Origin of the sequence: Bradyrhizobium sp. U87765 SZCCT0048 (assembly GCF_018131225.1) — a bacterium.
Classification (GTDB): domain Bacteria; phylum Pseudomonadota; class Alphaproteobacteria; order Rhizobiales; family Xanthobacteraceae; genus Bradyrhizobium_A.
In genome coordinates, this window is sequence record NZ_JAFCMM010000003.1 from 280,912 (window position 1) to 302,457 (window position 21,546).

Annotated in this window: 26 protein-coding genes; 14 read left to right on the forward strand and 12 right to left on the reverse strand. The window is 67.0% G+C overall.

Going from position 1 to position 21,546, the window contains the following annotated elements; all coding sequences use genetic code 11:
* The first annotated feature begins 55 nt into the window (after nt 1-55).
* The 4 genes from JQ639_RS19880 (at nt 56) to JQ639_RS19895 (ending at nt 2,928) form a co-directional block, all read left to right on the forward strand.
* Nucleotides 56-1,246, forward strand: a complete 1,191-nt coding sequence (locus JQ639_RS19880) for an ABC transporter substrate-binding protein (protein WP_211968000.1) — start codon at nt 56-58, stop codon at nt 1,244-1,246.
* A gap of 19 nt (nt 1,247-1,265) precedes the next feature.
* A complete protein-coding gene (locus JQ639_RS19885) occupies nt 1,266-1,595 on the forward strand; it encodes an EthD family reductase (protein WP_211968001.1) in 330 nt (109 codons plus the stop codon).
* Nucleotides 1,596-1,608: 13 nt separating this feature from the next.
* Entirely contained in the window at nt 1,609-2,370 is a 762-nt protein-coding gene (locus tag JQ639_RS19890) for an SDR family NAD(P)-dependent oxidoreductase (RefSeq protein WP_211968002.1), read from the forward strand.
* 174 nt (nt 2,371-2,544) lie between these two features.
* The gene (locus JQ639_RS19895; RefSeq protein ID WP_211968003.1) at nt 2,545-2,928 is read left to right on the forward strand and encodes a response regulator; all 384 of its coding nucleotides are present in this window, start codon (nt 2,545-2,547) and stop codon (nt 2,926-2,928) included.
* Between the two features lie 119 nt (nt 2,929-3,047).
* Here the strand turns inward: JQ639_RS19895 and JQ639_RS19900 are convergent, their stop codons facing one another.
* Nucleotides 3,048-5,603 (reverse strand): TIGR02302 family protein, encoded by a 2,556-nt coding sequence (locus JQ639_RS19900; protein WP_211968004.1) that lies wholly within the window; start codon nt 5,601-5,603, stop codon nt 3,048-3,050.
* 258 nt (nt 5,604-5,861) lie between these two features.
* On the opposite strand from JQ639_RS19900, the gene JQ639_RS19905 reads away from it, so the two are divergent.
* Nucleotides 5,862-6,662: an N-acyl homoserine lactonase family protein gene (locus JQ639_RS19905; RefSeq protein ID WP_211968005.1), complete on the forward strand. Its 801-nt coding sequence runs from the start codon at nt 5,862-5,864 to the stop codon at nt 6,660-6,662.
* 10 nt (nt 6,663-6,672) lie between these two features.
* Here JQ639_RS19905 and lysA read toward each other — a convergent pair whose 3' ends face one another.
* The 3 genes from lysA to argH all read right to left on the reverse strand — a co-directional run bounded on the left by lysA (nt 6,673) and on the right by argH (nt 9,894).
* A complete protein-coding gene (gene lysA, locus JQ639_RS19910; RefSeq protein ID WP_211968006.1) occupies nt 6,673-7,941 on the reverse strand; it encodes a diaminopimelate decarboxylase in 1,269 nt (422 codons plus the stop codon).
* Nucleotides 7,942-8,066: 125 nt separating this feature from the next.
* Entirely contained in the window at nt 8,067-8,330 is a 264-nt protein-coding gene (lptM, locus tag JQ639_RS19915) for an LPS translocon maturation chaperone LptM (RefSeq protein WP_211968007.1), read from the reverse strand.
* Nucleotides 8,331-8,496: 166 nt separating this feature from the next.
* The gene (argH, locus tag JQ639_RS19920) at nt 8,497-9,894 is read right to left on the reverse strand and encodes an argininosuccinate lyase (RefSeq protein WP_211968008.1); all 1,398 of its coding nucleotides are present in this window, start codon (nt 9,892-9,894) and stop codon (nt 8,497-8,499) included.
* Between the two features lie 63 nt (nt 9,895-9,957).
* Between argH and tlpA the strand changes: the two genes are divergently transcribed.
* The 8 genes from tlpA (at nt 9,958) to JQ639_RS19960 (ending at nt 14,016) form a co-directional block, all read left to right on the forward strand.
* Complete coding sequence (gene tlpA, locus JQ639_RS19925) at nt 9,958-10,635, forward strand: thiol:disulfide interchange protein TlpA (protein WP_211968009.1); 678 nt, start codon at nt 9,958-9,960, stop codon at nt 10,633-10,635.
* Nucleotides 10,636-10,723: 88 nt separating this feature from the next.
* On the forward strand, nt 10,724-11,143 hold the full coding sequence (locus JQ639_RS19930) for an ArsR/SmtB family transcription factor (RefSeq protein ID WP_211968010.1): 420 nt from the start codon (nt 10,724-10,726) through the stop codon (nt 11,141-11,143).
* Nucleotides 11,143-11,487, forward strand: coding sequence for an SRPBCC family protein (locus tag JQ639_RS19935; protein WP_349644797.1), 345 nt, complete (start codon nt 11,143-11,145; stop codon nt 11,485-11,487). The genes JQ639_RS19930 and JQ639_RS19935 overlap by 1 nt, the downstream gene beginning before the upstream one ends.
* Before the next feature lie 20 nt (nt 11,488-11,507).
* Complete coding sequence (locus JQ639_RS19940) at nt 11,508-12,131, forward strand: glutathione S-transferase family protein (protein ID WP_211968012.1); 624 nt, start codon at nt 11,508-11,510, stop codon at nt 12,129-12,131.
* Between the two features lie 42 nt (nt 12,132-12,173).
* Nucleotides 12,174-12,635: a VOC family protein gene (locus tag JQ639_RS19945; protein WP_211968013.1), complete on the forward strand. Its 462-nt coding sequence runs from the start codon at nt 12,174-12,176 to the stop codon at nt 12,633-12,635.
* Between the two features lie 34 nt (nt 12,636-12,669).
* Nucleotides 12,670-13,026, forward strand: a complete 357-nt coding sequence (locus tag JQ639_RS19950; RefSeq protein WP_211968014.1) for a DUF1428 domain-containing protein — start codon at nt 12,670-12,672, stop codon at nt 13,024-13,026.
* 75 nt (nt 13,027-13,101) lie between these two features.
* Nucleotides 13,102-13,494, forward strand: a complete 393-nt coding sequence (locus JQ639_RS19955; RefSeq protein WP_211968015.1) for a VOC family protein — start codon at nt 13,102-13,104, stop codon at nt 13,492-13,494.
* A 12-nt stretch (nt 13,495-13,506) separates the two neighbouring features.
* Entirely contained in the window at nt 13,507-14,016 is a 510-nt protein-coding gene (locus tag JQ639_RS19960; protein WP_211968016.1) for a GyrI-like domain-containing protein, read from the forward strand.
* A 44-nt stretch (nt 14,017-14,060) separates the two neighbouring features.
* On the opposite strand, the gene JQ639_RS19965 is transcribed toward JQ639_RS19960, so the two are convergent.
* From JQ639_RS19965 to JQ639_RS19990, 6 genes are all read right to left on the reverse strand, one after another.
* A complete protein-coding gene (locus tag JQ639_RS19965; protein ID WP_211968017.1) occupies nt 14,061-14,258 on the reverse strand; it encodes a hypothetical protein in 198 nt (65 codons plus the stop codon).
* Between the two features lie 180 nt (nt 14,259-14,438).
* Nucleotides 14,439-15,320, reverse strand: coding sequence for a 3-hydroxybutyryl-CoA dehydrogenase (locus tag JQ639_RS19970; RefSeq protein WP_211968018.1), 882 nt, complete (start codon nt 15,318-15,320; stop codon nt 14,439-14,441).
* A 221-nt stretch (nt 15,321-15,541) separates the two neighbouring features.
* Nucleotides 15,542-16,486 carry an electron transfer flavoprotein subunit alpha/FixB family protein gene (locus JQ639_RS19975; protein ID WP_211968019.1) on the reverse strand — a complete coding sequence of 315 codons (945 nt, stop codon included), beginning with the start codon at nt 16,484-16,486 and terminating at the stop codon, nt 15,542-15,544.
* Entirely contained in the window at nt 16,486-17,235 is a 750-nt protein-coding gene (locus JQ639_RS19980) for an electron transfer flavoprotein subunit beta/FixA family protein (RefSeq protein ID WP_211968020.1), read from the reverse strand. Before JQ639_RS19980 ends, JQ639_RS19975 begins: the two co-directional genes overlap by 1 nt.
* A gap of 89 nt (nt 17,236-17,324) precedes the next feature.
* Entirely contained in the window at nt 17,325-17,897 is a 573-nt protein-coding gene (locus JQ639_RS19985) for a cob(I)yrinic acid a,c-diamide adenosyltransferase (RefSeq protein WP_211968021.1), read from the reverse strand.
* A gap of 72 nt (nt 17,898-17,969) precedes the next feature.
* The gene (locus JQ639_RS19990; protein WP_211968022.1) at nt 17,970-18,164 is read right to left on the reverse strand and encodes a twin transmembrane helix small protein; all 195 of its coding nucleotides are present in this window, start codon (nt 18,162-18,164) and stop codon (nt 17,970-17,972) included.
* 116 nt (nt 18,165-18,280) lie between these two features.
* Here JQ639_RS19990 and JQ639_RS19995 point away from each other — a divergent pair, with 116 nt between their 5' ends.
* Complete coding sequence (locus JQ639_RS19995) at nt 18,281-19,165, forward strand: YihY/virulence factor BrkB family protein (RefSeq protein ID WP_211968023.1); 885 nt, start codon at nt 18,281-18,283, stop codon at nt 19,163-19,165.
* Here JQ639_RS19995 and JQ639_RS20000 read toward each other — a convergent pair.
* On the reverse strand, nt 19,101-20,261 hold the full coding sequence (locus JQ639_RS20000; protein WP_249123358.1) for an ATP-binding protein: 1,161 nt from the start codon (nt 20,259-20,261) through the stop codon (nt 19,101-19,103). The genes JQ639_RS19995 and JQ639_RS20000 overlap by 65 nt on opposite strands.
* A 324-nt stretch (nt 20,262-20,585) precedes the next feature.
* On the reverse strand, nt 20,586-21,464 hold the full coding sequence (gene gluQRS, locus JQ639_RS20005; RefSeq protein WP_211968025.1) for a tRNA glutamyl-Q(34) synthetase GluQRS: 879 nt from the start codon (nt 21,462-21,464) through the stop codon (nt 20,586-20,588).
* Nucleotides 21,465-21,546: the final 82 nt, after the last annotated feature.

Genomic DNA, 21,546 nt, shown 5'->3' on the forward strand with positions numbered 1-21,546 from the left:
GCGGCGCGCGCCGTCGGAGCGCGCCCGCCATCCTGCCAAGCGATCCAGGTGCACGATGCCTTCAGCACGCCTTCCCCTTCTCGCCTTCGCCGCCACGCTGTTCGCCGGCGCGGCCGCGGCACAGACCGCGGACATCAAGATCGGCTTCAACGGCGATCTCTCCGCATCGCCGTCCGCCTCGAGCGGACAAGCGGCCGTCCTCGCCATGCAGCTGGCCGCTGATGACATCAACGCCGGCGGCGGGCTGCTCGGCCGCAAGCTCGTGATCGTCGCGCGTGACGATCTGGCGCTGCCGCCGAAGTCGATCCAGAACATGAGCGACCTGATCGACAGTGAGAAAGTCGTCGCGATCCTCGGGCCGACCAATTCCGGCAATGCCATGGCCTGGAAGCAGATCCCGAATCAGAAGCGCATTCCGGTGATTGTGCCGCTGGCCTCGGGCAGCGACATTACCAGGCCGCTGAGCGAAGGCGGCGACAACTACATGTTCCGCGTGTCGATGAGCGACCGCGCCCAGGTTGGCGGCCTGCTCGCCTATGCCAAGGCGGATCCCGCCGCGAAAGGCATCGCCTATGCGGTCGAAACGACGGGCTACGGCCAGGGCGGCCTCAAGGACATGACCGAGGTCGGCGCCCTGCTCGGCCTCAAGCCGGTGATGACCGAAAAGTTCGGCGTCGCCGACACCGACATGACCTCGCAGCTCACCAAGCTGAAAGCCGCCGGCGTCGACACGCTGGTGGTGTGGGCACAGGGCGCGCCGCTCGGCCACCTGCTGCGCAGCATGGACAAGATCGGCTATTTCCCGAAGGTCCTGAGCTCGTGGGCCGCCGACAATCCGAGCTTCATCGACACGGCAGGTCCCAGGCTCGCCGATCGGCCGATCTTCCTGCGCACCGTCGATCCCGCGCGCACGCCGCGCCAGCAGCAGCTGTTCGAGCGCCTTGGCCCCAAGCTCAATCCCGGTGCGTTCCACCTCGCGGCGCACAGCTATGACGCGATGATGCTGCTCGCCCTCGCGATCCGCCAGGCCGGCAGCACCGACGGCGCGGCGCTGCGGACCGCGCTCGAGGATCTCAACAGCCGGCACGATGGTTATATCAAGATCTACGATCATCCGTTCTCGCGGACGCAGCACGAGGCACTCGCCGGACCGGACTACAAATGGGCGCACTGGCAGGACGGCAAGCTCGCGACCTACAGTGACGCCGTGACGGCCGCGCTCAAGCCGTCCGACTTCAAGCAGTAACTTTGCGAGGGGACATCTCATGATCAAGCGCATTTCCATTCTCTCCCGCAAGGACGGCATCGACGACGCGACATTCGACCGCCGCTGGCTGGTCGAGCACGCCGCCATCGTACGGCGCGTGCCGGGCGTCGCCGGCTACGTGCAGAACCGCGTCGCTTCAGGCCCCGCCGGCGGCACGATCGACGGCATCGCCGAACTGTGGTTCGCGGACGCCGCGACCATGGACCGCGTGCTGGCCTCGTCCGACTGGCAGGCGGTCGTCGCCGACGCCCGCGAATTCGTTGCCGGTGTGACCTCGCTGGCGGTCGAGGAACACACCGTCGTCGCCCCCGCACAAACCCGGCATTGAGGAGGATCTCGCCATGCATGATCTGCTGAAAGGACGCATCGCCCTCGTCACCGGCGCCGGCCAGGGCAACGGCCGCGGCCTCGCCGTCGGGCTGGCCCGCTGGGGCGCCGACGTCGTGATCACCGACGTCAACGCCGACGCGGCGGCGGAAACCGCGCGTCAGGTGCGTGAGATCGGCCGCAAGGCGTGGTCCTATCTGTGGGACGTCTCCGACCGCGCCGCCGGCGCCGCGCTTGCCAGGCAGGTGGAGGCCGACGCCGGCGACGTCTCCATCCTGATCAACAACGCCGGGATCATCTTCCGCGGCGACAGCGACAGCGAGGAAGCCCTCACCGCGTGGAAGCGCGTGCTCGGCGTCAACCTCGACGGTACCTACTACGCCACCATGAGCTTCCTGTCGCAGCTCAAACGGACCCGCGGCTCGGTAATCAATATCGGCTCGGTGCAGTCCTTCCTCGGGCTCGCCACCAAGGGCGCCGCCTACGCGTCGAGCAAGGGCGCGGTCCTGCTGCTGACCAAGGAACTCGCCGTCGAGCTCGCCCCGTTCGGCGTCCGCGTCAACGGTATCGCGCCCGGCATCATCCGCACTCCGATCAACCCCTGGATCGAGAACGATCCGCAGAAGCGCGACCTGCTGCTCAAGCGCGTGCCGCTCGGGCGTGTGGGCGAGCCGGAGGAACTCGTCGGTGCCGCCGTGTTCCTCGCGGCCGACCTGCTCGGCAGCTATGTGACCGGGACGATGATTCCGGTCGACGGCGGCTTTCTGGCGATGTGACGCCAGCGTCGGCAACCGGACAAAACCGCAACCGCGGGCGCGCCATCGCCCGCGGCGCGCCCTCTGGTCACGGCCAGGTAACCACCTCAAAACCTTGACAAGATGAGCGTCCTCCAGCAGGTCTGACAGATACGCTGCGCGCCTGCGTAGCGACGTGCCTGGGATGACGTGACGATGCCCCGTGTCCTGATCGCTGACGACGAAGATTCGATGCGAACCCTCGTGGCCCGGGCGGTCGCGATGGACGGACACGACACGGTGACCGCTGAGGACGGCGCCGAGGCGCTGGAGATTCTCAGCCGGGAGAACGGCGCGTTCGACCTGCTGCTGTCAGATATCAAGATGCCGATCATGGACGGCATCGCGCTCGCCCTCACGGTCGCCCGCGACTTTCCCGACCTCACCATCCTGCTGATGACCGGCTTCGCCGACCAGCGTGAGCGGGCTTCGGGCCTCGAGGCAATCGTCCACGACGTGGTGACGAAACCGTTCTCGGTGACGGATATCCGAGCGGCCGTCGCAAGGGCGCTGGCGTCACGCAGCGACCAGCCGACCTGACAACCACGAGCGCTCGGCATCGCGAACGCATCCTGCCTGGCGTCCTGACGCTTCTTCTGCGCCCGAACCGGCGCCTGCCTCGCTCGCGGCGAATGGCAGGGAGCGTCAGACCGGCGGGGCTAGTAATCCTTCAGAAGCCGCTCGATGTAGTCGAGTTCGACCTGCGGCCGCTGCGGCTCGGCAAGACGCCGCCGCAATTCCTCCAGGATGCGCCGCGCCCGCTGCACGTCGATCTCGCCAGGAATCTTCACCGAATAGTCGTCGGCCTGCTTGGCTCCGCGCAGCGGCCGTCCCAGCGGATCGCTGTCGCGCGCGCTGCCTTGCTGGCGGCCGGGACGATCACCCTGCCCCTCGCCCTGCTGGCCATCCCCCATCTGCTGCATGTCCTGGGCCAGCTGTTCGGCGCCGCGGCGCAGCGCATCGAGGGCCCGGCCCTGCGCGTCGACGGCGCCATCGGCGTTGCTGTCGCCGAGCCGGCCGTCCGCATCTCCCATCGCCGTATCGGCGTCGTCGAGCCCATTGGCGTCGTCGCCCTGGCCCGCCTGGCCTTCCTGGCCCTGTTCGCCACCCGGATTGCGCTGGCCGCGCTGCTGCGGGCCCATGCCCTGCTTGTTGAGATTGTCGAGCAGCTTCTTCAGGCGGTCGCGCAGCGCCTGCTGGTCCTGGCGCAGATCGTTCATCGCGTTCTGATCGCCCTGCTGGCCGCGCATGCGGTCGCGCCGCGAGTCCTGCCCCTGCTTGAACGTGCGGTCGCGCAACTGCTGCTGCTTGCGAATGACGTCGCCGAGTTCATTCATGGATTGCTCCATGTCGCTCTCGCCGCCCTGACCGGGCTGCGCCATCTGCAGATTTTCCAGCATCTGCTGCAACTGGTCGAGGAGCTGCCGCGCGGCATCCTTGTCGCCGGAGCGCGACAGCCGCTCCATGCGCTCGATCATCGCGTTGAGATCCTGCTGGCGCAGCATCTTGGTATTGGGATCGAGCGGGCGGGCGAGCTGCTGCGGGTTGTTCTTGAGCTGCTCGGCAAGCTGGCGCAGGTAGTTGTCGAGGGCCGCGCGCAGCTGCTCGGTGAGCTTCTTGATCTCCTCGTCGGTGGCGCCGCGGTCCAGCGCCTGCTTCAGCGCATCCTGCGCCGCACGCAGCGCCTTCTCGACATCGGAGATGTTGCCGTCCTCGATCGTCACCGCCAGCGCCCACAGGCTCGCAACCACCTCGCGCAGATCGTTGTCGGTGCGGGCGCGGTCGAGCTGGGCCGTGACGTCGCGCAGGCCGAGATACTGGCCGAGCTCCGGCGTGAACAGCTCCGGCGCGATCAGCAGCGCATCGAGCGCCGAATACACCTGCGTGTTCCGGTTGGCATCGAGCGCCAGCATGCGACGTAGCTCGATGAGCGCCCGCGGCAACGGCTTGGCAAAGACCCGCTCCGGCAGACGCACGGTAAACGGCTCGCTGCGGCCCTCGTTACCTGCCTCGTCGCGCGCGGTAAGCGTCAGCGTCACCTCGGCGCCGGCGAAGGGATGCTCGCTGAGATCCTTGACCGTCTGGCCGACGCCGTTGCGGGTGCGGGCATTCGGCAGCACCAGCGGGAATTGCGGCGGATCGAACAGCGGCCGCGGCGCAGCTGCGGTCTCGCCGGCCGGCGCCGGCGCGTCCGGCTGCGCGGCGAACTGGGCATGGGCTTCGGTGACGCCGTAATCGTCCTCGATCTTGTAGGCGAGCAGCAGCGCACCTCGCGCCTGGCGCTCGGGGTCCTTGGCGAGCGCAATGCTCGGCGCACGGTCGGGCTGGGTCCTGAAGGTCCAGGTCGGCTGCCCCGACGGACTGCGGACATGGGCACTGCCGTCGGCGGCGATGGTGAAGCGGCGCTCGGTCGATCCTTTCGGGGCGTCCTCGGCGGGCGCCACCTCGGTGACGCCGCCGCTGATCGCGACTTCGAGCTTGCTGGCGCTGGTCCGCACGATCAGGGTGCTGCCCGCGGGAACCGACAGTCCGGCGCCATCGGCCGCCGGTGGCGTCTCGCGGCCCGCCGTCACCGACAGAATCACCGGCGGCCGGCCGGTGTAGGCCGGCGGCGTGATCCAGGCATCGACCCGGATTTCCGGCGACGCCAACAGGCCATTCCAGTCGAACGCGGAAGCAATGCGCGCGACACGTTCGCCCCCGGCCGCGACAAAGGTCGCCGCCATCAGCACGACCACAAGGCCGCGTAACGCCCAGGGATCGTGCAGCGGCAGCCGCGGCGACGGCAGGCCGGCACGAATGCGCTTGAGGGCCGCGAGCGTGCGTTCGCGCTGGGCCTGCCAAAGGGCCATCGCCACCGGATCGGCCGACTGCAGGGTATCGGTCAGCGCTGTGGCCGGACGATGGGGAATGCCGGCGCCGCGATCCAGCCGGCGCAACGCGTCCTCGCGGGTCGGCCAGCGAAACCGCACCATTGGGACGAGCGAGGCGAGCAGGATGAGCGCAAACACGCCGACCCCGGTCATACGCCCGACAAACGGCAGCGCCAGCCAGAGCCCGGCCCAGGACGCGGCGAGAAACAGACCGACGACTGTCAGGACGCGCGCCAGATGGGGCCACAACCGCTCCCATGCAATCGCCCACCGCGCCCGCTGGAGAGCCTGCGCCAGGCGGAGCCGCGCCGTATCCGGGGCATCTGGGGGCGATGGCGTCAAACCGGTCTCCTGAACAGCGACAGGTCAGCCTAGCACGGCGGCGGCAATGAGGCACGGCGGATCGCCACCTCCGCGCGGCTGCCCACATCAAACCGCGCGTGAGCGCGATGCCAGTTCCGTGCCAGAACGTGGCGCTTCACCGAGAAAGGCAGCCATCCGCAAACGGGGGCCAGGAACGGCCCCTGCACGCTCACAAGAGCGTGACGAAGCGTTTTCCGCCGCGCTAAAGCTGGGGCAATTGCAAATGAGGGACGCTCCATGACCGGATCGACGCACGAAATCTACGCCATCCGCTACGCCCGCCACGACGGCCGCTCGGCGGCGCAGAACTACATCGGCGGCGATGCGCACGAAGCATCGCAGGCACTCGATTTCTACGTCTGGGCGATCAAGGGCGCGCACGGCACCATCGTCGTCGACACCGGCTTCGACGCGACCATGGCTCAAAAGCGCGGACGGGCGCTGCTCAAGCCCGTGGCCGAGGGGCTCGAGGCCGCCGGCATCCGGCCCGACGACGTCACCGACGTCGTTATCAGCCACCTCCACTACGACCATGCCGGCAACTACGACCTGTTTCCGCGGGCACGGTATCATCTGCAGGAATGCGAAATGCATTTCGCCACCGGGCGCTGCATGTGCGACGCCGGCATGCGCGTTGCTTTCGAGGCCGACGACGTCGCCGCCATGGTGCACAAGGTGTTCCGTGATCGCGTCACATTCCATGACGGCGACGGCACGATCGCGCCGGGCATCACCTTGCATCATATCGGTGGCCACTCGAAGGGTCTGCAGAGCGTGCGCGTCGTCACCGATCGCGGCCCGGTGGTCCTTGCGTCCGACGCCAGCCATCTCTACAGCCACCTCGACCAGCGGAAGGTCTTTCCCATCGCCTATGACGCAGAGGCCGTGGTGGCCGGCTATGACAAGCTGAAGGCACTGGCCGCGTCCGCCCGGCACATCGTTCCGGGCCACGATCCCGACGTTCTCAAGCGCTATCCGGCCGCGCGGCCGGAGCTCGAAGGCTGGGTGGCGCGGCTCGACGTCGCGCCCAAGGACTGAAACCGAAAAATCAGTCCAGCCAGGGCGCCGGGCGGTCGAGCGCGATCAGCGCATCGACCTCGATGCGCGGGCGCACCACGGCGTACTGCTCGCCCTTCACCAGAACTTCCGGCACCAGCGCGCGGGTGTTGTAGGTGCAGGCCTGCACGGCGCCGTAGGCGCCGGCGGTCATGATCGAAAGGAGATCGCCTGCCTTCGGCTCGGCCAGCTTGCGATCGAGCGCGAGATAGTCGCCGGTCTCGCACACCGGACCGACGACATCGGCAACCATGGTCGGCGCGTCGGCGGCCGGCTGCCGCACCGGCAGAATGTCGTGATGCGCCTCATACAGCGTCGGGCGGATGAGGTCGTTCATCGCGGCATCGATGACGACGAAGTTCTTGGCATCGCCATGCTTCACGTAGAGCACCTGCGTCACCAGGATGCCGGCGTTGCCGACGATCAGGCGGCCGGGCTCGAACAGCAGCTCGACATCGAGATCGCGCACAGCGCGCTTGACGATATCGGCATAGGCGGCAGGCAGCGGCGGCGCGGGACGGTCGGCATGGTAGGGAATGCCCAGGCCTCCGCCGAAGTCGACGTGCGAGATGACATGGCCGTCAGCCCGCAGCGTGCGCACGAAATCCGCCAGCAGCGCGAACGCATCGGCGAGCGGCTGCAGGTCGGTGATCTGGCTGCCGATGTGCATGTCGACGCCGGCGACGCGGATGCCCGGCAGCCTGGCGGCACGGGCATAGACCTCGCGCGCGCGGCTGATTGGAATGCCGAACTTGTTCTCGGACTTGCCGGTCGAGATCTTGGCGTGGGTCCTGGCGTCGACGTCCGGATTGACGCGCACCGAGATCCGCGTCTCGCGGCCCAGCGAGGTCGCGATCTGCGACAGCAGCTCGAGCTCGGGCTCGGATTCGACATTGATGCAGAAGATGCCGTGGTCGAGCGCGGCGCGCAGCTCCGCTGCGGTCTTGCCGACGCCGGAGAACACGATCTTGCCGGCCGGAATCCCCGCGGCAAGCGCGCGGCGCAGCTCGCCGCCGGACACCACGTCGGCGCCGGCGCCGAGCCGCGACAGCGTGCGCAGCACCGACTGGTTGGAATTGGCCTTCATGGCGTAGCACACCGTCGCCTTCACGTCGGCGAAGGCCTCGGCGAAGACGCGGTAGTGACGCTCCAGCGTCGCGGTGGAGTAGCAATAGAACGGCGTTCCGACGCTCGCCGCCAGCGCCGCGAGATCGACGCCTTCAGCATGAAGCACGCCGTTGCGATAATCGAAGTGATGCATGGTGCCGCTCGGGTCCCGCAATGAAAACGCGCCGGCGGCCATCAACGTGACACGGCCGGGGTGAGGTGGTCCGGCGGGACCGCTGCGGCCCGCCGCGAAGTAAGGCGAATGTCAGGACCGGGACACTAGTCCAGGATCGGATCGAGGATGAAGGGTTTCTTCTGGCCCTTGGGCACGTTGCCGACTCGCTCCGACGCCGCCGGTGAGCCGAACAGCGCGTCTCCGGCCGCGCCCGGCGTCTCCGGAGCGGCTTGCGCCGTAGGCGACGCCGCGGCGCTCGGCGGCAGATCGAGGCCGCTCTTGCGCCCGCAGGCGCCGAGCGTCAGCGCCGCAACCGCGAGCAGCACCAGCGCGACTTTCGAGGAGCTGAAGTGAGACGTACGATTCACAGTCGAATTCCCTGGTATCCCGGCCCGGAGCCCGTGAGGATCCCGGCGCCCGCTGCTGCTGCAGCGGCGCCGATTCCGGCCCCGCGCCACGCCCGGAAGGCCGCCGGACCTTACAGAGATCGCCAGGTTTTGGCGAGCCCTGCCGGTTGCGGATTTTTTTTCCCGCTCAGCCCGAATTTTGCTCTTTTTCCAGCCGTTTGAGCCAGCTTTTGGCCTGCGCCAGAACGTTCTTCGGCGCCGTGCCGCCGAAGCTCGTGCGGCTCTTCACCGAACTATCGACCGACAGCACCCCGAGCACCTCGCGGGTGATCCTGGGCTCGATCTCCTGCATCGCCTTGAGCGGAACCTCGTGCAGCGGCAGGCCGTCCTCCGCCGCGCGCGCCACGATCCGGCCCGTGACATGGTGGGCGTCGCGGAACGGCATCTTCAGCGTCCGGACCAGCCAGTCGGCGAGATCGGTCGCGGTGGCGTAGCCATCGCCGGCCGCCGCACGCATGCGTGCGGCATCGGGCTCGAGATCGCGCACCATACCGGTCATCGCCCGGACCGCAAGCGACAGCGCTGCGAACGCCTCCATGGCGCCCTGCTTGTCCTCCTGCATGTCCTTCTGGTAGGCGAGCGGCAGGCCCTTCATCACGATCAGCAGACCGTTGAGCGCACCGATGACGCGCCCGGTCTTGGCGCGCACCAGCTCGGCGGCATCCGGGTTGCGCTTTTGCGGCATGATCGACGAGCCGGTGGTGAACTTGTCCGACAGCCGCACCAGCCCGACCAGTGGCGACGTCCAGATCACGATTTCCTCGGCGAAGCGCGACAGGTGCATCGCCGCGATCGACGCCGCCGACAGCACCTCGAGCACGAAGTCGCGGTCGGACACCGCATCGAGCGAATTGGCCATCGGCCGGTCGAAACCGAGCGCCTTGGCGGTCGCCGCGCGGTCGATCGGGAACGAGGTACCTGCCAGCGCCGCGGCACCGAGCGGGCTTTCGTTCAGCCGCTTGCGCGCGTCGCGGAAGCGGCCGCGGTCGCGTGCAGCCATCTCCACATAGGCCATCAGGTGGTGACCGAATGTCACAGGCTGCGCGGTCTGCAGATGGGTGAAGCCCGGCATCACCGTGCCTGCGTGCTCGATCGCGCGTTCGACCAGCGCGTGCTGGAACGCGCCGAGCGCCGCATCGGTTTCGTCGATCACATCGCGCACGTAGAGGCGGAAATCGGTGGCGACCTGGTCGTTGCGCGAGCGGGCCGTATGCAGGCGGCCGGCGGCGGGGCCGATCAACTCGCTGAGACGGCTCTCGACATTCATGTGAATGTCCTCGAGCGCACGCTTGAAGGTGAAGGAGCCCTTGGCGATCTCTGACAAAATCGTGTCTAGACCCTTGGCAATGTTTTTTGCATCGTTCGCCGAAATAATGCCCTGAGCGGCGAGCATGGCAGCGTGCGCCTTTGACGCAGTGATGTCCTGCGCATAGAGGTTCCGGTCGACGTCGATGGAGACGTTGATTTCCTCCATGATCGCGTCGGGACTTTCGCCGAAACGACCGCCCCACATCTTATTGCTCATCGCAAACCACTCGTTGTATTCGCCGGACGAACACTCAAAGGCCCGCCGGCGCGAAGAGAGACCATGACTGACGACAAAACCCCCGCCACCGAACAGCCGTCTCGGAAAACCACCCGGCGCATCCCGATCGTGCTCGGCGCGATCGCCGTCGGCGCCGTGATCGGGGTGGCCGGGATATACGGGATCGGCGGCCTGATGCGCAATGGATCGGGCGATCCGGCCTGCAAACCTGCGGTGGCGCTGTCGCGCAAGATCGCACCCCTGGCCCATGGCGAGGTCGCGGCCCTGACCATGGCCTCCGCACCGCTGAAAATCCCGGATCTCGCCTTCGAGACCGGCTCCGGCGAGCCGAAAAAGCTGTCCGACTGGCGCGGGAAGACCGTGCTGGTCAACCTGTGGGCGACCTGGTGCGTGCCCTGCCGCAAGGAAATGCCGGCGCTGGACGAGCTCCAGGGCAAGCTCGGCGGGGCCAATTTCGAGGTGGTGGCGATCAACATCGACACCCGCGACCCTGAGAAGCCCAAGGCATTTCTCAAGGACGGCGGGCTGTCGCAGCTCGGCTATTTTTTCGACAATAAAGCCAAGGTTTTTCAGGAGCTTAAAGCAGTCGGCCGAGCGCTCGGCATGCCGACATCGGTGCTGGTCGACGGCAATGGCTGCGAAATCGCCACCATCGCCGGCCCCGCCGAGTGGGCGAGCGGCGACGCGATCAAGCTGATCCAGGCTGCGCTTAAGCCCTAGCCTCTTCAGCAGCTCCCACCCCAACCACCTCCCAGCCACGTCGAGGCTCCCCCTTGACGTGTTATCCCGCGCGCCTATACTTAACCATATGGTTTACTATCAAGCTGCTCCACTCGATCGCACCTTTGCCGCCCTGTCGGATCCGACCCGACGCGCCTTGCTGGCGCGGCTGGGGGAACAGGACGGCATGTCGGTCAGCGACCTCGCCAGGCCGCTGCCGATGTCCCTGCCCGCGGTGATGAAGCATCTCGACGTACTCACCGACGCGGGCCTCGTGACCCGTACCAAGACCGGCCGCACCGTGATGTGCCGGCTGAACGCCGCGCCCATGGAGGAAGCGATGGAATGGCTCACACGCTACCAGCGCTTCTGGACCGCCGCGCTCGATCGTCTCTCCGCCTTTATCGAGGAAGACACATGCTCACCCAACCCAGCCTCACCCTCGCCCGACGTCTCAACGCGGCCCCAGCCAAAGTCTTCGCCGCCTGGACCGACCCGGAAAAAATAATTCACTGGTTCGGCCCGTCGGAGACCATCCCGGGTTCGGTGAAGGCGGCCATGGACGTGCGCGTCGGCGGCGGCTTCCGCATCAGCTTCAGCACCGCGGACGGCGAGCATCACGAGGTCGGCGGCGAATACCGCGAGGTCGTGCCGGATCAGCGCCTGGTGTTCAGCTGGGCCTGGCATTCGACACCGGAGCGCGTCTCGGTCGTCACCGTCACCATCAAGCCCGACGGCGCCGGCTCGCTGCTGACCCTCAATCACGGCCAGTTCTTCGACGAGCCGGCCCGCGACGGCCACCGGCGCGGCTGGACCGGAACTCTCGACAGGCTCGAGAAGATGTTCGCCTGACGCTGCGAAAGGATCTCGTCATGAAGCTGTTCTACGCGACGACCTTCAACCCGCGGAAAGCCTGTGCAGTCGCGCGCCACCTCGACGCACCGGTCACCTTTGTCCACGTCGATCTTCTCAAGGGCGAGCATCGCAGCCCCGACTACCTTGCCGTCAATCCCAACGGGCGCGTGCCGGCCTTGATCGATGGCGACACCATGCTGTGGGAGGCTGACGCCATCATGTGCCACCTCGCCCGCAAGGCGGGTTCGGAGCTGTGGCCAAGCGACGGCGCGCAGCAGGTCGAGGTGATGCGCTGGCTGAGTTGGAACAGCCAGCATTTCTCATCTCACACCGGCAATCTGTATTTCGAGCACCTGATCAAGCCGGTGCTGGGCCTCGGCGAACCGGAGCCTGCGGCCGTGGAGCGGATGATCGGCGCCTTCCGCGACAGCGCCGCGGTGCTCAACGGCCATCTGCGCACACACCGCTATGCCGCCGGCGACGACATCACCATCGCCGACTTCGCCCTCGCGAGCGGATTGCCCTACGCCGACGACACCCACGTTCCATTCGCTGATTTTCCCCACATCGTGCGCTGGTACACCCAGCTCGACGCACTTCCCGCCTGGCGCGATCCCTATCCCGCCCGGACCGCCGCCTGATCACGTCCTCCCAAAATCCGCCCTTCACCGCAGGAGACTTCCATGTCCAAGCTCACGACCTCACTCTGGTTCGACGGCAATGCTGAAGAGGCCGCAACCTTCTACACCTCGGTTTTCAAGGACGCGAAGATCACCTCGGTGTCACGCTATGGCGACGCCGGCCCCGGCCCCAAGGGCTCGGTCATGGTGGTAGCGTTCGAGCTGAACGGCCAGTCCTTTATCGGCATCAACGGCGGCCCGCAGTTCAAGTTCAGCCCGGCGATTTCGCTGGTGGTGAACTGCGAGACCCAGGACGAGATCGACCACTACTGGGACCGCCTGCTCGAAGGTGGCGCGCCGCAGCAGTGCGGCTGGCTGACCGACAAGTTCGGGCTGTCCTGGCAGGTGGTGCCGACCATCATTGGCGAGGTGATGAAGGACCCGGAGAAGGGCAACCGCGCCATGGCTGCCGTGATGAAGATGGTGAAGCTCGACATCGCCGAGATCCTGCGGGCGGCCGCCTAGACCCGCTCACTCAACGTATCCCAGGGAGCACACCATGTATGTCGACGGATTCGTTCTGCCGCTGCCGAAGAAAAATCTCGCCGCCTATCGCAACATGTCCCGCAAGGCAGGCAAGGTTTGGCGGGAACACGGCGCAATCAGCTATCACGAGTGCATCGCCGACGACGTCAAGAAGGGCAAGCTCACCTCGTTCCCGCAGAGCGTCAAACTCAAGCCCGGCGAGACCGTGGTGTTCTCCTGGATCGTCTACAAGTCACGCCGGGATCGCGACCGCGTCAACGCCAAGGTGATGAACGACCCGCGCCTTGCGAAGATGATGGATCCGAAATCCATGCCGTTCGACGGCAAGCGCATGTTCTACGGCGGCTTCAAGACGCTGATCGAGATGTGACGCGCGGCATGCGGCCGCTTCGCCGTCCGGACCGAACTTCACGGGGGCGCAACAGCAGACGCAGGGAGCACCACCATGTTGGCGACGAGCAAGGCTATCAGCGGCTTCTCCACCGATGACGTGGCACGGAGTCGCGCATTCTACGGCGAGGTTCTCGGACTGAACGTCTCCAAACGCGATGGATTGCTGAAGCTGCATCTCGGCGGCGGCACCACCGTGGTGATCTATCCTAAGCCCAATCATGCCCCGGCCAGCTTCACCGTGCTGAACTTCCCGGTACCCGATGTCGATGCGGCCGTCGATGGCCTGACCGGACGCGGTGTGCGCTTCGAGATCTACGACATGCCTGGCCTCAAGACCGACGCCAAAGGCATCATGCGCGGCAATGGGCCGACCATCGCCTGGTTCAAGGATCCGGCGGGCAACATCCTGTCGGTCATCGACCAGATGGCGACGCTGGACGCATAGCGGAGCCGAGCCATGACGCCCCCGACATCTCTCGATGCGCCGCGTTTCGAGGCGCGCCCGCGCCACATCATCGCCGGCTTTCGCAACAGCTACGCGTTCACCGACGATCGCTTCAAGCAGGGCATCGGCGCGCAGTGGCAGCGCCTTGGCCCGATGATCGGCCGCATTCCACACCAGGTCGGCGCGGTTGCCTTTGGCGTCTGCTTCGACATGTTCGGGGCTGCGATACGGTTCAACTATATCGCCGGCGTCGAGGTCGCCGCAGCGGACGTGCTCCCAGCGGGATTCAGCGCCGTGACCATCCCGCCCTGCAGGTGGGCGGTGTTCGCCCACCGCATGCACGCGACGCAGTTCAACGAAACGATGACCGCGATCCTGAACGGCTGGCTGCCCGGCTCGGGCTACGACATCGCTATCGGCAACGGCGCGCCCGATCTCGTGGAGCGCTACAGCGACGCATTCGATCCGGCAACCGGAATGGGCGGCATGGAATTGTGGCTGCCGGTCCGGTCACGATCATGACGGCACCGGCACAGCCAGCACCCGTGCGTCGCCCCCGGAAACCTTCAGGCGGAGACGTCGAGCCTGCCACCGACGCCAGCGGCCAGATTGGCCTGCGACATCCCGTTGGTGGCAGCGCCGAGCAGCACCTGCGCCGCCTCGGCCTGGGAGTCGTTGTTCATCTTGATCATGCGCATGGCGACATTGCTCTGCAGATTCGCAGTTTGCGCGGTCATCGCCGCCATCACCAGACCCATATCCATACGCGACTCCATCACTTCCGCCGGGCACCGTAGGCACCATTGGTTAAGAAACGTTGGTCGCGAAGCGGAAGGGCCTGCGTCCGAACGCCACGCCGGTGGGCGTGCAAAACCGGCGATGCGTGGGGCATCGGCGGCTTGTCGGGCGAAACAGGTGAAAGGCGTCCGCGGGCGGTGCCGCGCTCAGCGCGTCGGCACCGGCTTGTCGCCGCGATAGTCGTAGAAGCCGCGCTGCGTCTTGCGGCCCAGCCAGCCGGCCTCGACATACTTCACCAGCAACGGGCACGGCCGGTACTTGGAATCGGCAAGGCCCTCGTGCAGCACCTGCATGATCGACAGGCACGTATCCAGACCGATGAAGTCGGCGAGTTCGAGCGGCCCCATCGGATGATGGGCGCCGAGCTTCATCGCCGCATCGATCGCCTCGACGTTCCCGACGCCCTCGTAGAGCGTATAGATCGCCTCGTTGATCATCGGCAGCAGGATGCGGTTGACGATGAAGGCCGGGAAATCCTCGGACACCGCCACTTGCTTGCCGAGCTTGCTGACATACTCCTTCGCGGTATCGAAGGTGGTATCGTCGGTGGCGATGCCACGGATGAGCTCGACCAGTTCCATCACCGGAACCGGGTTCATGAAGTGAATGCCGATGAATTTCTCGGGCCGATCGGTCGACGCGGCGAGGCGCGTGATCGAGATCGACGACGTGTTGGACGCGACGATCGCCTCCGGCTTCAGCGACGCGCAGAGATCGTGGAAGATCTTGCGCTTGACGTCTTCCTTCTCGACCGCGGTCTCGATCACGAGATCGCAATCGCCGAGATCCTCATAACTCTCCGACGCCTGGATCCGCTCCAGCGCCTGCTTGCGGGCATCGTCCGCGATCAGATTGCGCGACACCTGCCGCGACAGGTTGCCATTGATGGTGGCCAGCGCCGACTTGACGCGATCGCCGGAGACATCGTTGAGGATCACGTCAAACCCGGCCAGCGCCGACACATGTGCGATCCCGTTGCCCATCTGGCCCGAGCCGATCACACCGATCTTCTTGATAGTCACCGCCATTTCGCCTTCTCATCGGCATCCCGCCGCGCAAATCGCGGCGCACACGCCATCTTACATGGAACGTTTGCAGAGAACACCCCCGCCCGTGGCCCGGCGCCCGCCACGCCCCACCCCGAGGGAGAGGCCGGCCGAAACGCCACGCTATGGCCGCCAGGGGGCCCAAAAACGCGGCGACCCGCCCGTGCCGGGGGCGCGGGCGGGTCGGTACGCGCGAGGCGATGTCAGCGGCCGAGCTTGGCCAGTTCGTCGGTCAGTTCCGGCACCGCCTGGTAGAGGTCGGCCACGAGGCCGTAGTCGGCGACCTGGAAGATCGGCGCCTCCTCGTCCTTGTTGATGGCGACGATGACCTTGGAGTCCTTCATGCCGGCGAGGTGCTGAATCGCACCGGAAATGCCGATGGCGATGTACAGCTCCGGGGCCACCACCTTGCCGGTCTGGCCGACCTGCCAGTCGTTCGGGGCGTAGCCGGCGTCCACCGCGGCGCGCGAGGCGCCGACGCCGGCGCCGAGCTTGTCGGCGAGCGGCTCGATGTACTTGGTGAAGTTTTCGCGGCTCTGCATCGCACGACCGCCCGAGACGATGATCTTGGCCGAGGTCAGCTCCGGACGGTCGCTCTTGGCGACCTCCTCGCCGACGAAGGTGGACAGGCCCGGGTCCGCCGCCGCGTTGACGGCTTCGACCGCCGCACTGCCGCCGTCGCCGGCTGCAGCGAAGGTCGAGGTCCGCACGGTGATGACCTTCTTGGCGTCCTTGCTCTTGACGGTCTGGATGGCGTTGCCGGCGTAGATCGGCCGCTCGAACGTGTCGGGGGCGACCACCTTGGTGATCTCCGACACCTGCATGACGTCGAGCAAGGCTGCGACGCGCGGCATCACATTCTTGTAGCGCGAGGTCGCCGGAGCGACGATCGCGTCATAGGACCCGCCGAGCGAGACGACGAGCGCGGCCAGCGGCTCGGCGAGATCGTGGGCGTAGGCGGCGTTGTCGGCGAGCAGAACCTTGGTCACGCCCGCGAGCTTGGCCGCGGCATCGGCAGCGCCCTTGGCGTTCTCGCCGGCCACCAGCACATGCACCTCGGCGCCGAGCGCCGCGGCCGCCGTGAGCGCCTTGGAGGTCGCGTCCTTGATCGACGCGTTGTCGTGTTCGGCAATCAGCAGCGTTGTCATCACAGAACCCCGGCTTCGTTCTTCAGCTTCGACACCAGTTCGGCCACCGAGGCGACCTTGACGCCGGCCTTGCGGCCCGCGGGTTCGGATGTCTTCACAATCTCGAGGCGCGGCGTGAGGTCGACGCCGTAGTCGGCAGCGGCCTTCTCGGCGATCGGCTTCTTCTTCGCCTTCATGATGTTGGGCAGGCTGGCGTAGCGCGGCTCGTTGAGACGCAGGTCCGTGGTGACGATCGCCGGACCCTTGACCTTGACGGTCTGCAGGCCGCCGTCGACCTCGCGCGTAACCTTGAAGTCGCTGCCGTCAACCTCGAGCTTCGAGGCGAAGGTCGCCTGCGACCAGTTCAGCAGCGCCGCCAGCATCTGGCCGGTCTGGTTGGAATCGTCGTCGATCGCCTGCTTGCCGAGGATGATGAGGCCGGGCTTCTCTTCGTCGGCGACCGCCTTGAGCAGCTTGGCCACCGCGAGCGGCTCAACAGGACCGTCGGCCTTGACCAGGATGCCACGGTCGGCGCCCATCGCGAGACCGGTGCGAATGGTTTCCGATGCCTGCGCCGGACCGATCGACACCACGACCACCTCGGTCGCCTTGCCGGCTTCCTTCAGCCGCAAGGCTTCCTCGACGGCGATCTCGTCGAACGGGTTCATGGACATCTTGACGTTCGCGAGCTCGACGCCCGACCCGTCGCTCTTGACGCGGATCTTGACGTTGTAATCAACGACCCGCTTTACCGGCACCAAAACCTTCATCGGTCCCCTTTCTCTTGAGCTGTTGGCGGCGGAACCTAATGGTCCCATCCACCCCGGTCAACGCGCGAACGCTGGAACCCGGCGCGATTTTAGCGGTTCTGCCCGGGGACCCAAAGCACATCCCGGTCGCCTCCGCCGTTGGCGAAACGGCTGGCGACGAACAGAAAGTCTGAAAGCCTATTCAAATACTTGATCAACGGCTCGCCGACCCGCTCATCCGGCTTGGACGCGAGCTCCACCACTGTCCGTTCCGCTCTGCGGCATATGGTGCGCGCCACATGGAGGTATGCGGCCGGCGCGGAGCCGCCCGGGAGCACGAACGACGTCAGCGGCGCGAGGTCAGCGTTGAGCCGATCGATATCCGCTTCCAGCCTGTCGACCTGGCTCGCCAGCACCCGCAGCCGCTCCACCTTGCCGTCCCGCTCCGGCACCGCGAGATCCGCGCCGAGATCGAACAGGTCGTTCTGGATGCGGCCCAACATCGCATCGAGTTCGGGCAACTCGGCGAGATGCAGCCGCACGACGCCGAGCGCGGCGTTGGTCTCATCGACAGTACCGTAGGCATCGACGCGCAGATCGTATTTCGGGCGGCGCTCGCCGGAACCGAGCGCCGTGGTGCCGTCGTCACCCGTGCGAGTATAGATCCGGTTCAGGACAACCATGCAGACCCTCGTTCAGTCTTCGCCCCGTGCGCACCCGCCAACCATCCGGCCGATCGGCGTGCAGTGACGGCGTCAGCCCCTCATCGTCCACACCGCCAGCATGGCGATGACAATGGCAACGAACTGCAACAGGACCCGCAGCCGCATCAGGCGCTGCGAGGTGTTCGGCGAGCCGCCGCGCATCATGTTGACAAGGCCGAGCAGCAGCACGACGGCAACAGCGGCAACGGCGACCGGAAGCAGGATATTGGCAAGAAACGTAGTCATCGGCGGTTCATATCACTCCCGACGACGCCGCGCCATCGGCGTGATGGCCCTTGCGTTCGCCGCCACAATCACTCATCAGTCAGACGGCGGTTCGAACTCCCGCTGCAGGGTGTACGGTGAAGCAGCTTCGGTACGTTGTGCACGTCGGGCTTGACGCGTTCTACACGTTCCTCGCCGACGACGGCTGGGCCATCGCCAGCCATATCGCGCTGTCGGCGCTGATGGCGCTGTTTCCTTTTCTCATCGTCATCACCTCGCTGGCCGGCTTCCTCGGCTCCAAGGAACTCGCCGACCAGGCCGCAGTGCTGCTGCTGCAGACCTGGCCGACCCAGGTCGCCGACGCCCTGTCCGGTGAAATTCATGACGTGCTGACGACGACCCGGGGCGACGCACTGACCATCGGCCTCGTGCTCGCGATCTACTTCGCGTCCAACGGCGTCGAAAGCCTGCGCGTCGGCCTCAACCGTGCCTACGGCGTCGTCGAATCGCGGCGCTGGTACTGGCTGCGGCTGGAATCGATCGGCTACACGCTGATCGCCGCGGTGGTGTCCCTGGCACTATCGTTCCTGATCGTGCTCGGGCCGCTGATCATCGCGGCCACCCGGCGCTACTTCCCGATCATGATCGACACCAACGCGCACATGCTGAACGTTGCGCGCTACGGCATTGCGGTTCTGGCGCTGATCGTCGCGCTGTTCATCCTGCATGTCTGGCTGCCGGCGGGACGGCGAACGCTGGCGCAGATCCTGCCGGGCATCGCCTTCACCATTACCGCATCGCTGATTTCGGGCATCGTGTTCGGACAGTATCTGGCGCGGTTCGCCAACAACTATGTCACGACCTATGCCGGCCTCGCCTCCGTGGTGATCGCGCTGGTGTTCCTGTATTTCATCGCCGCGATCTTCGTCTACGGCGGCGAACTCAACGCCGCGATCATCAAGTCGCGGCAGCCGGACGCCGCACCGCCTCGCCCAGTGCGGTTGCCAGCGCACGTGGACTGACCGGCTTCAGCAGGAAGCCATCTGCGCCGGCGCGCCGCGCCGCGCCCTCGTCGTCGCCACGCCCGGAGACCCCGATGATCGCCAGCCGATCGTCCGCCGTCTGCGTCGCGCGGATACGGCGGATGGTCTCGACGCCGCCGATCCCCGGCAGCACCATGTCCATCAGCACCGCATCGAAGCGCCCGTCGGAAATGCGGGCGAGCGCGGCCTCGCCATCGCCGGCGAACTCGGTGTGATGGCCGAGTTCGGTGAGAATGGTGTTGAGCACGACGCGGCCGAACGGATTGTCCTCGACGCTGAGGATACGCAGCCCCGGACGCGCCGCAGCCGCCTCCGCGGCGGCTTCCGTCCCATCCGCCGCGCTGTCGCGCGCCAGCGTCGCGGTCAGCGTGAAGGTGGCGCCGCCACCGCGGCGCGGCTCCACCGTGATGTCGCCGCCCATAGCGCGGGCAATCTGGCGCGCCGACGACAGCCCGAGACCCGCGCCGCCGAACCGCGCCGCGATGCCGACATTCGCCTGGGAGAACGGGCGGAACAGCCGCCTGATCTCGGCGAGCGACAGACCGATGCCGCTGTCGGACACCGCGATCGCCACCGAGATGCTGTCGCGCCGCTGGCGCGTCACGGTCAGCCTGAGGCCGACCGTGCCCTCGTCAGTGAACTTCACCGCATTGTCGATCAGATTCTCCAGCGCCGCGCGCAGCCGCACAGGATCGCCGATCACGAACCCCGGCAACCTGTCGGGCAGATGGGTCACCACACGCAGCCCCCGCGCCGCAGCGCGACCGGCGAGAGAATCCGCCGCCGTGCGCACCAGCGCCCCGAGATCGAAGAAATCGCGGCGCAGCGCCAGGCTGGCCTGGCCGCTGCGGGCCGCATCCACGAACAGCGTCGCCAGTGCGGACAGGTGGTCGGCGCTCGCCTTGATGGTTTCGGCCCAGCGCCGCTCCCGCACATCGAGATCCGACGTGGCCAGCAGGTCGCTGACCGCGAGAATGCCGGTCAGCGGCGTGCGGACCTCATGGGCGAAGGCCGCGAGCGCAACCTCCACCAGCGACGCCGAACCCGCCGCCTGCCGCCGCCCGACCGCCTTCATCCGTCCCGCCGCGCGCGCCTTCGGCGCTGCGGCCTTGCGTGTGGACGATGGAGGAGCGCCCGGCTTCGATGATCGGGGACGAGACGCCGCAGATTTGGGCGAGCCGGATTTGGAGGGACCGGATTTGGAAAGCCCCCGTGCCACAGAACGGGGCTTGGCCGACGGCAGCGCCTGCGTGGCAGACGTGGCACGGCGCGGCTTCGTCGGACGCGCCTTGCGCGCCGGCGGGCGCGATGAGCGCGACCTGGCTGCCATCCGTCTAATCCCCTGTCCCGACTCACATTTTGGCACGGGCCGGGAGGCAGAGTCACGCCGCCACACCGCTCAGGCGGGGGACAGCCCGACCCGGCGGCGGATCTCGGCAGGTGTGACGCCGGCAGCCCGCAACTCCCGCAGCGCCGGCGCCCGCGCAGACTTCGCCAGTTTGCCGCCGGCGCCATCGCGCACGAGACCATGATGCCGGTAGCGCGGTGCTGGCAGACCCAGCAACTCCTGCAGCAGCCGGTGGACGCTGGTCGCCCAGAACAGGTCCTGGCCGCGCACCACATCGGTCACCCCCTGCAGGGCGTCGTCGACCACGACGGCGATGTGATAGCTGGTGGGGGTCTCCTTGCGGGCGACGATGACATCTCCCCAGGCGGCGGGCCGCGCCGGCACGGTGCCGCTCTCGCCATCCGGCCCTTGTCCGCTGTCCTGCCAGCTCAGTGCCCCGACCCGGCCGAGCGCGGCGGCCATGTCGAGCCGCAGCGCGAACGGAACGCCGGCCGCTATCTTCGCCGCGCAGGCATCCGGCGTCTCCTGCCGTCCAGCGCCGGGATAGAGCGGCGCACCATCGGGATCGCGCGGCCAGACGCCATCGGCCTCGCGCGCGGCGACGAGCTGTGCGATCTCGGCCCGGCTCTCGAACGCCGGATAGACAAGCCCGTCGCGCGCAAGCCGCTCGATGGCCGCGCGATAGACATCCATGTGTTCGGACTGCCGCCGCACGGGCGAGGCCCATGCGATGCCGAGCCAGGCGAGGTCCTCATGGATCGCCGCTTCGAATGCGGGCCGGCAGCGGGCGCCGTCGATATCCTCGATCCGCAGCAGGAACGTGCCGCCGCTGCGACGCGCGAGATCGAAGTTCAGCAGCGCGGAATAGGCATGACCGAGATGCAGGTAGCCGTTCGGGCTCGGCGCGAAACGGAAAACGGGTGGCGACATGGCCGCGACTATGATCGGAGCGACGTGGCTCGACAACCTCAATTCCCCCGCACCGCCATTTGCGCGCGCCCGGGAATCCCAG

Bases quoted from the DNA above. Each gene is read 5' to 3' on its own strand.
- JQ639_RS19880 (WP_211968000.1), top strand. From the start codon at position 56: ATGCCTTCAGCACGCCTTCCCCTTCTCGCCTTCGCCGCCACGCTGTTC.
- JQ639_RS19885 (WP_211968001.1), top strand. From the start codon at position 1,266: ATGATCAAGCGCATTTCCATTCTCTCCCGCAAGGACGGCATCGACGAC.
- JQ639_RS19890 (WP_211968002.1), top strand. From the start codon at position 1,609: ATGCATGATCTGCTGAAAGGACGCATCGCCCTCGTCACCGGCGCCGGC.
- JQ639_RS19895 (WP_211968003.1), top strand. From the start codon at position 2,545: ATGCCCCGTGTCCTGATCGCTGACGACGAAGATTCGATGCGAACCCTC.
- JQ639_RS19905 (WP_211968005.1), top strand. From the start codon at position 5,862: ATGACCGGATCGACGCACGAAATCTACGCCATCCGCTACGCCCGCCAC.
- lysA (WP_211968006.1), bottom strand. From the start codon at position 7,941: ATGCATCACTTCGATTATCGCAACGGCGTGCTTCATGCTGAAGGCGTC.
- argH (WP_211968008.1), bottom strand. From the start codon at position 9,894: ATGAGCAATAAGATGTGGGGCGGTCGTTTCGGCGAAAGTCCCGACGCG.
- tlpA (WP_211968009.1), top strand. From the start codon at position 9,958: ATGACTGACGACAAAACCCCCGCCACCGAACAGCCGTCTCGGAAAACC.
- JQ639_RS19930 (WP_211968010.1), top strand. From the start codon at position 10,724: ATGGTTTACTATCAAGCTGCTCCACTCGATCGCACCTTTGCCGCCCTG.
- JQ639_RS19940 (WP_211968012.1), top strand. From the start codon at position 11,508: ATGAAGCTGTTCTACGCGACGACCTTCAACCCGCGGAAAGCCTGTGCA.
- JQ639_RS19945 (WP_211968013.1), top strand. From the start codon at position 12,174: ATGTCCAAGCTCACGACCTCACTCTGGTTCGACGGCAATGCTGAAGAG.
- JQ639_RS19950 (WP_211968014.1), top strand. From the start codon at position 12,670: ATGTATGTCGACGGATTCGTTCTGCCGCTGCCGAAGAAAAATCTCGCC.
- JQ639_RS19955 (WP_211968015.1), top strand. From the start codon at position 13,102: ATGTTGGCGACGAGCAAGGCTATCAGCGGCTTCTCCACCGATGACGTG.
- JQ639_RS19960 (WP_211968016.1), top strand. From the start codon at position 13,507: ATGACGCCCCCGACATCTCTCGATGCGCCGCGTTTCGAGGCGCGCCCG.
- JQ639_RS19965 (WP_211968017.1), bottom strand. From the start codon at position 14,258: ATGGATATGGGTCTGGTGATGGCGGCGATGACCGCGCAAACTGCGAAT.
- JQ639_RS19970 (WP_211968018.1), bottom strand. From the start codon at position 15,320: ATGGCGGTGACTATCAAGAAGATCGGTGTGATCGGCTCGGGCCAGATG.
- JQ639_RS19975 (WP_211968019.1), bottom strand. From the start codon at position 16,486: ATGACAACGCTGCTGATTGCCGAACACGACAACGCGTCGATCAAGGAC.
- JQ639_RS19980 (WP_211968020.1), bottom strand. From the start codon at position 17,235: ATGAAGGTTTTGGTGCCGGTAAAGCGGGTCGTTGATTACAACGTCAAG.
- JQ639_RS19985 (WP_211968021.1), bottom strand. From the start codon at position 17,897: ATGGTTGTCCTGAACCGGATCTATACTCGCACGGGTGACGACGGCACC.
- JQ639_RS19990 (WP_211968022.1), bottom strand. From the start codon at position 18,164: ATGACTACGTTTCTTGCCAATATCCTGCTTCCGGTCGCCGTTGCCGCT.
- JQ639_RS20000 (WP_249123358.1), bottom strand. From the start codon at position 20,261: ATGAAGGCGGTCGGGCGGCGGCAGGCGGCGGGTTCGGCGTCGCTGGTG.
- gluQRS (WP_211968025.1), bottom strand. From the start codon at position 21,464: ATGTCGCCACCCGTTTTCCGTTTCGCGCCGAGCCCGAACGGCTACCTG.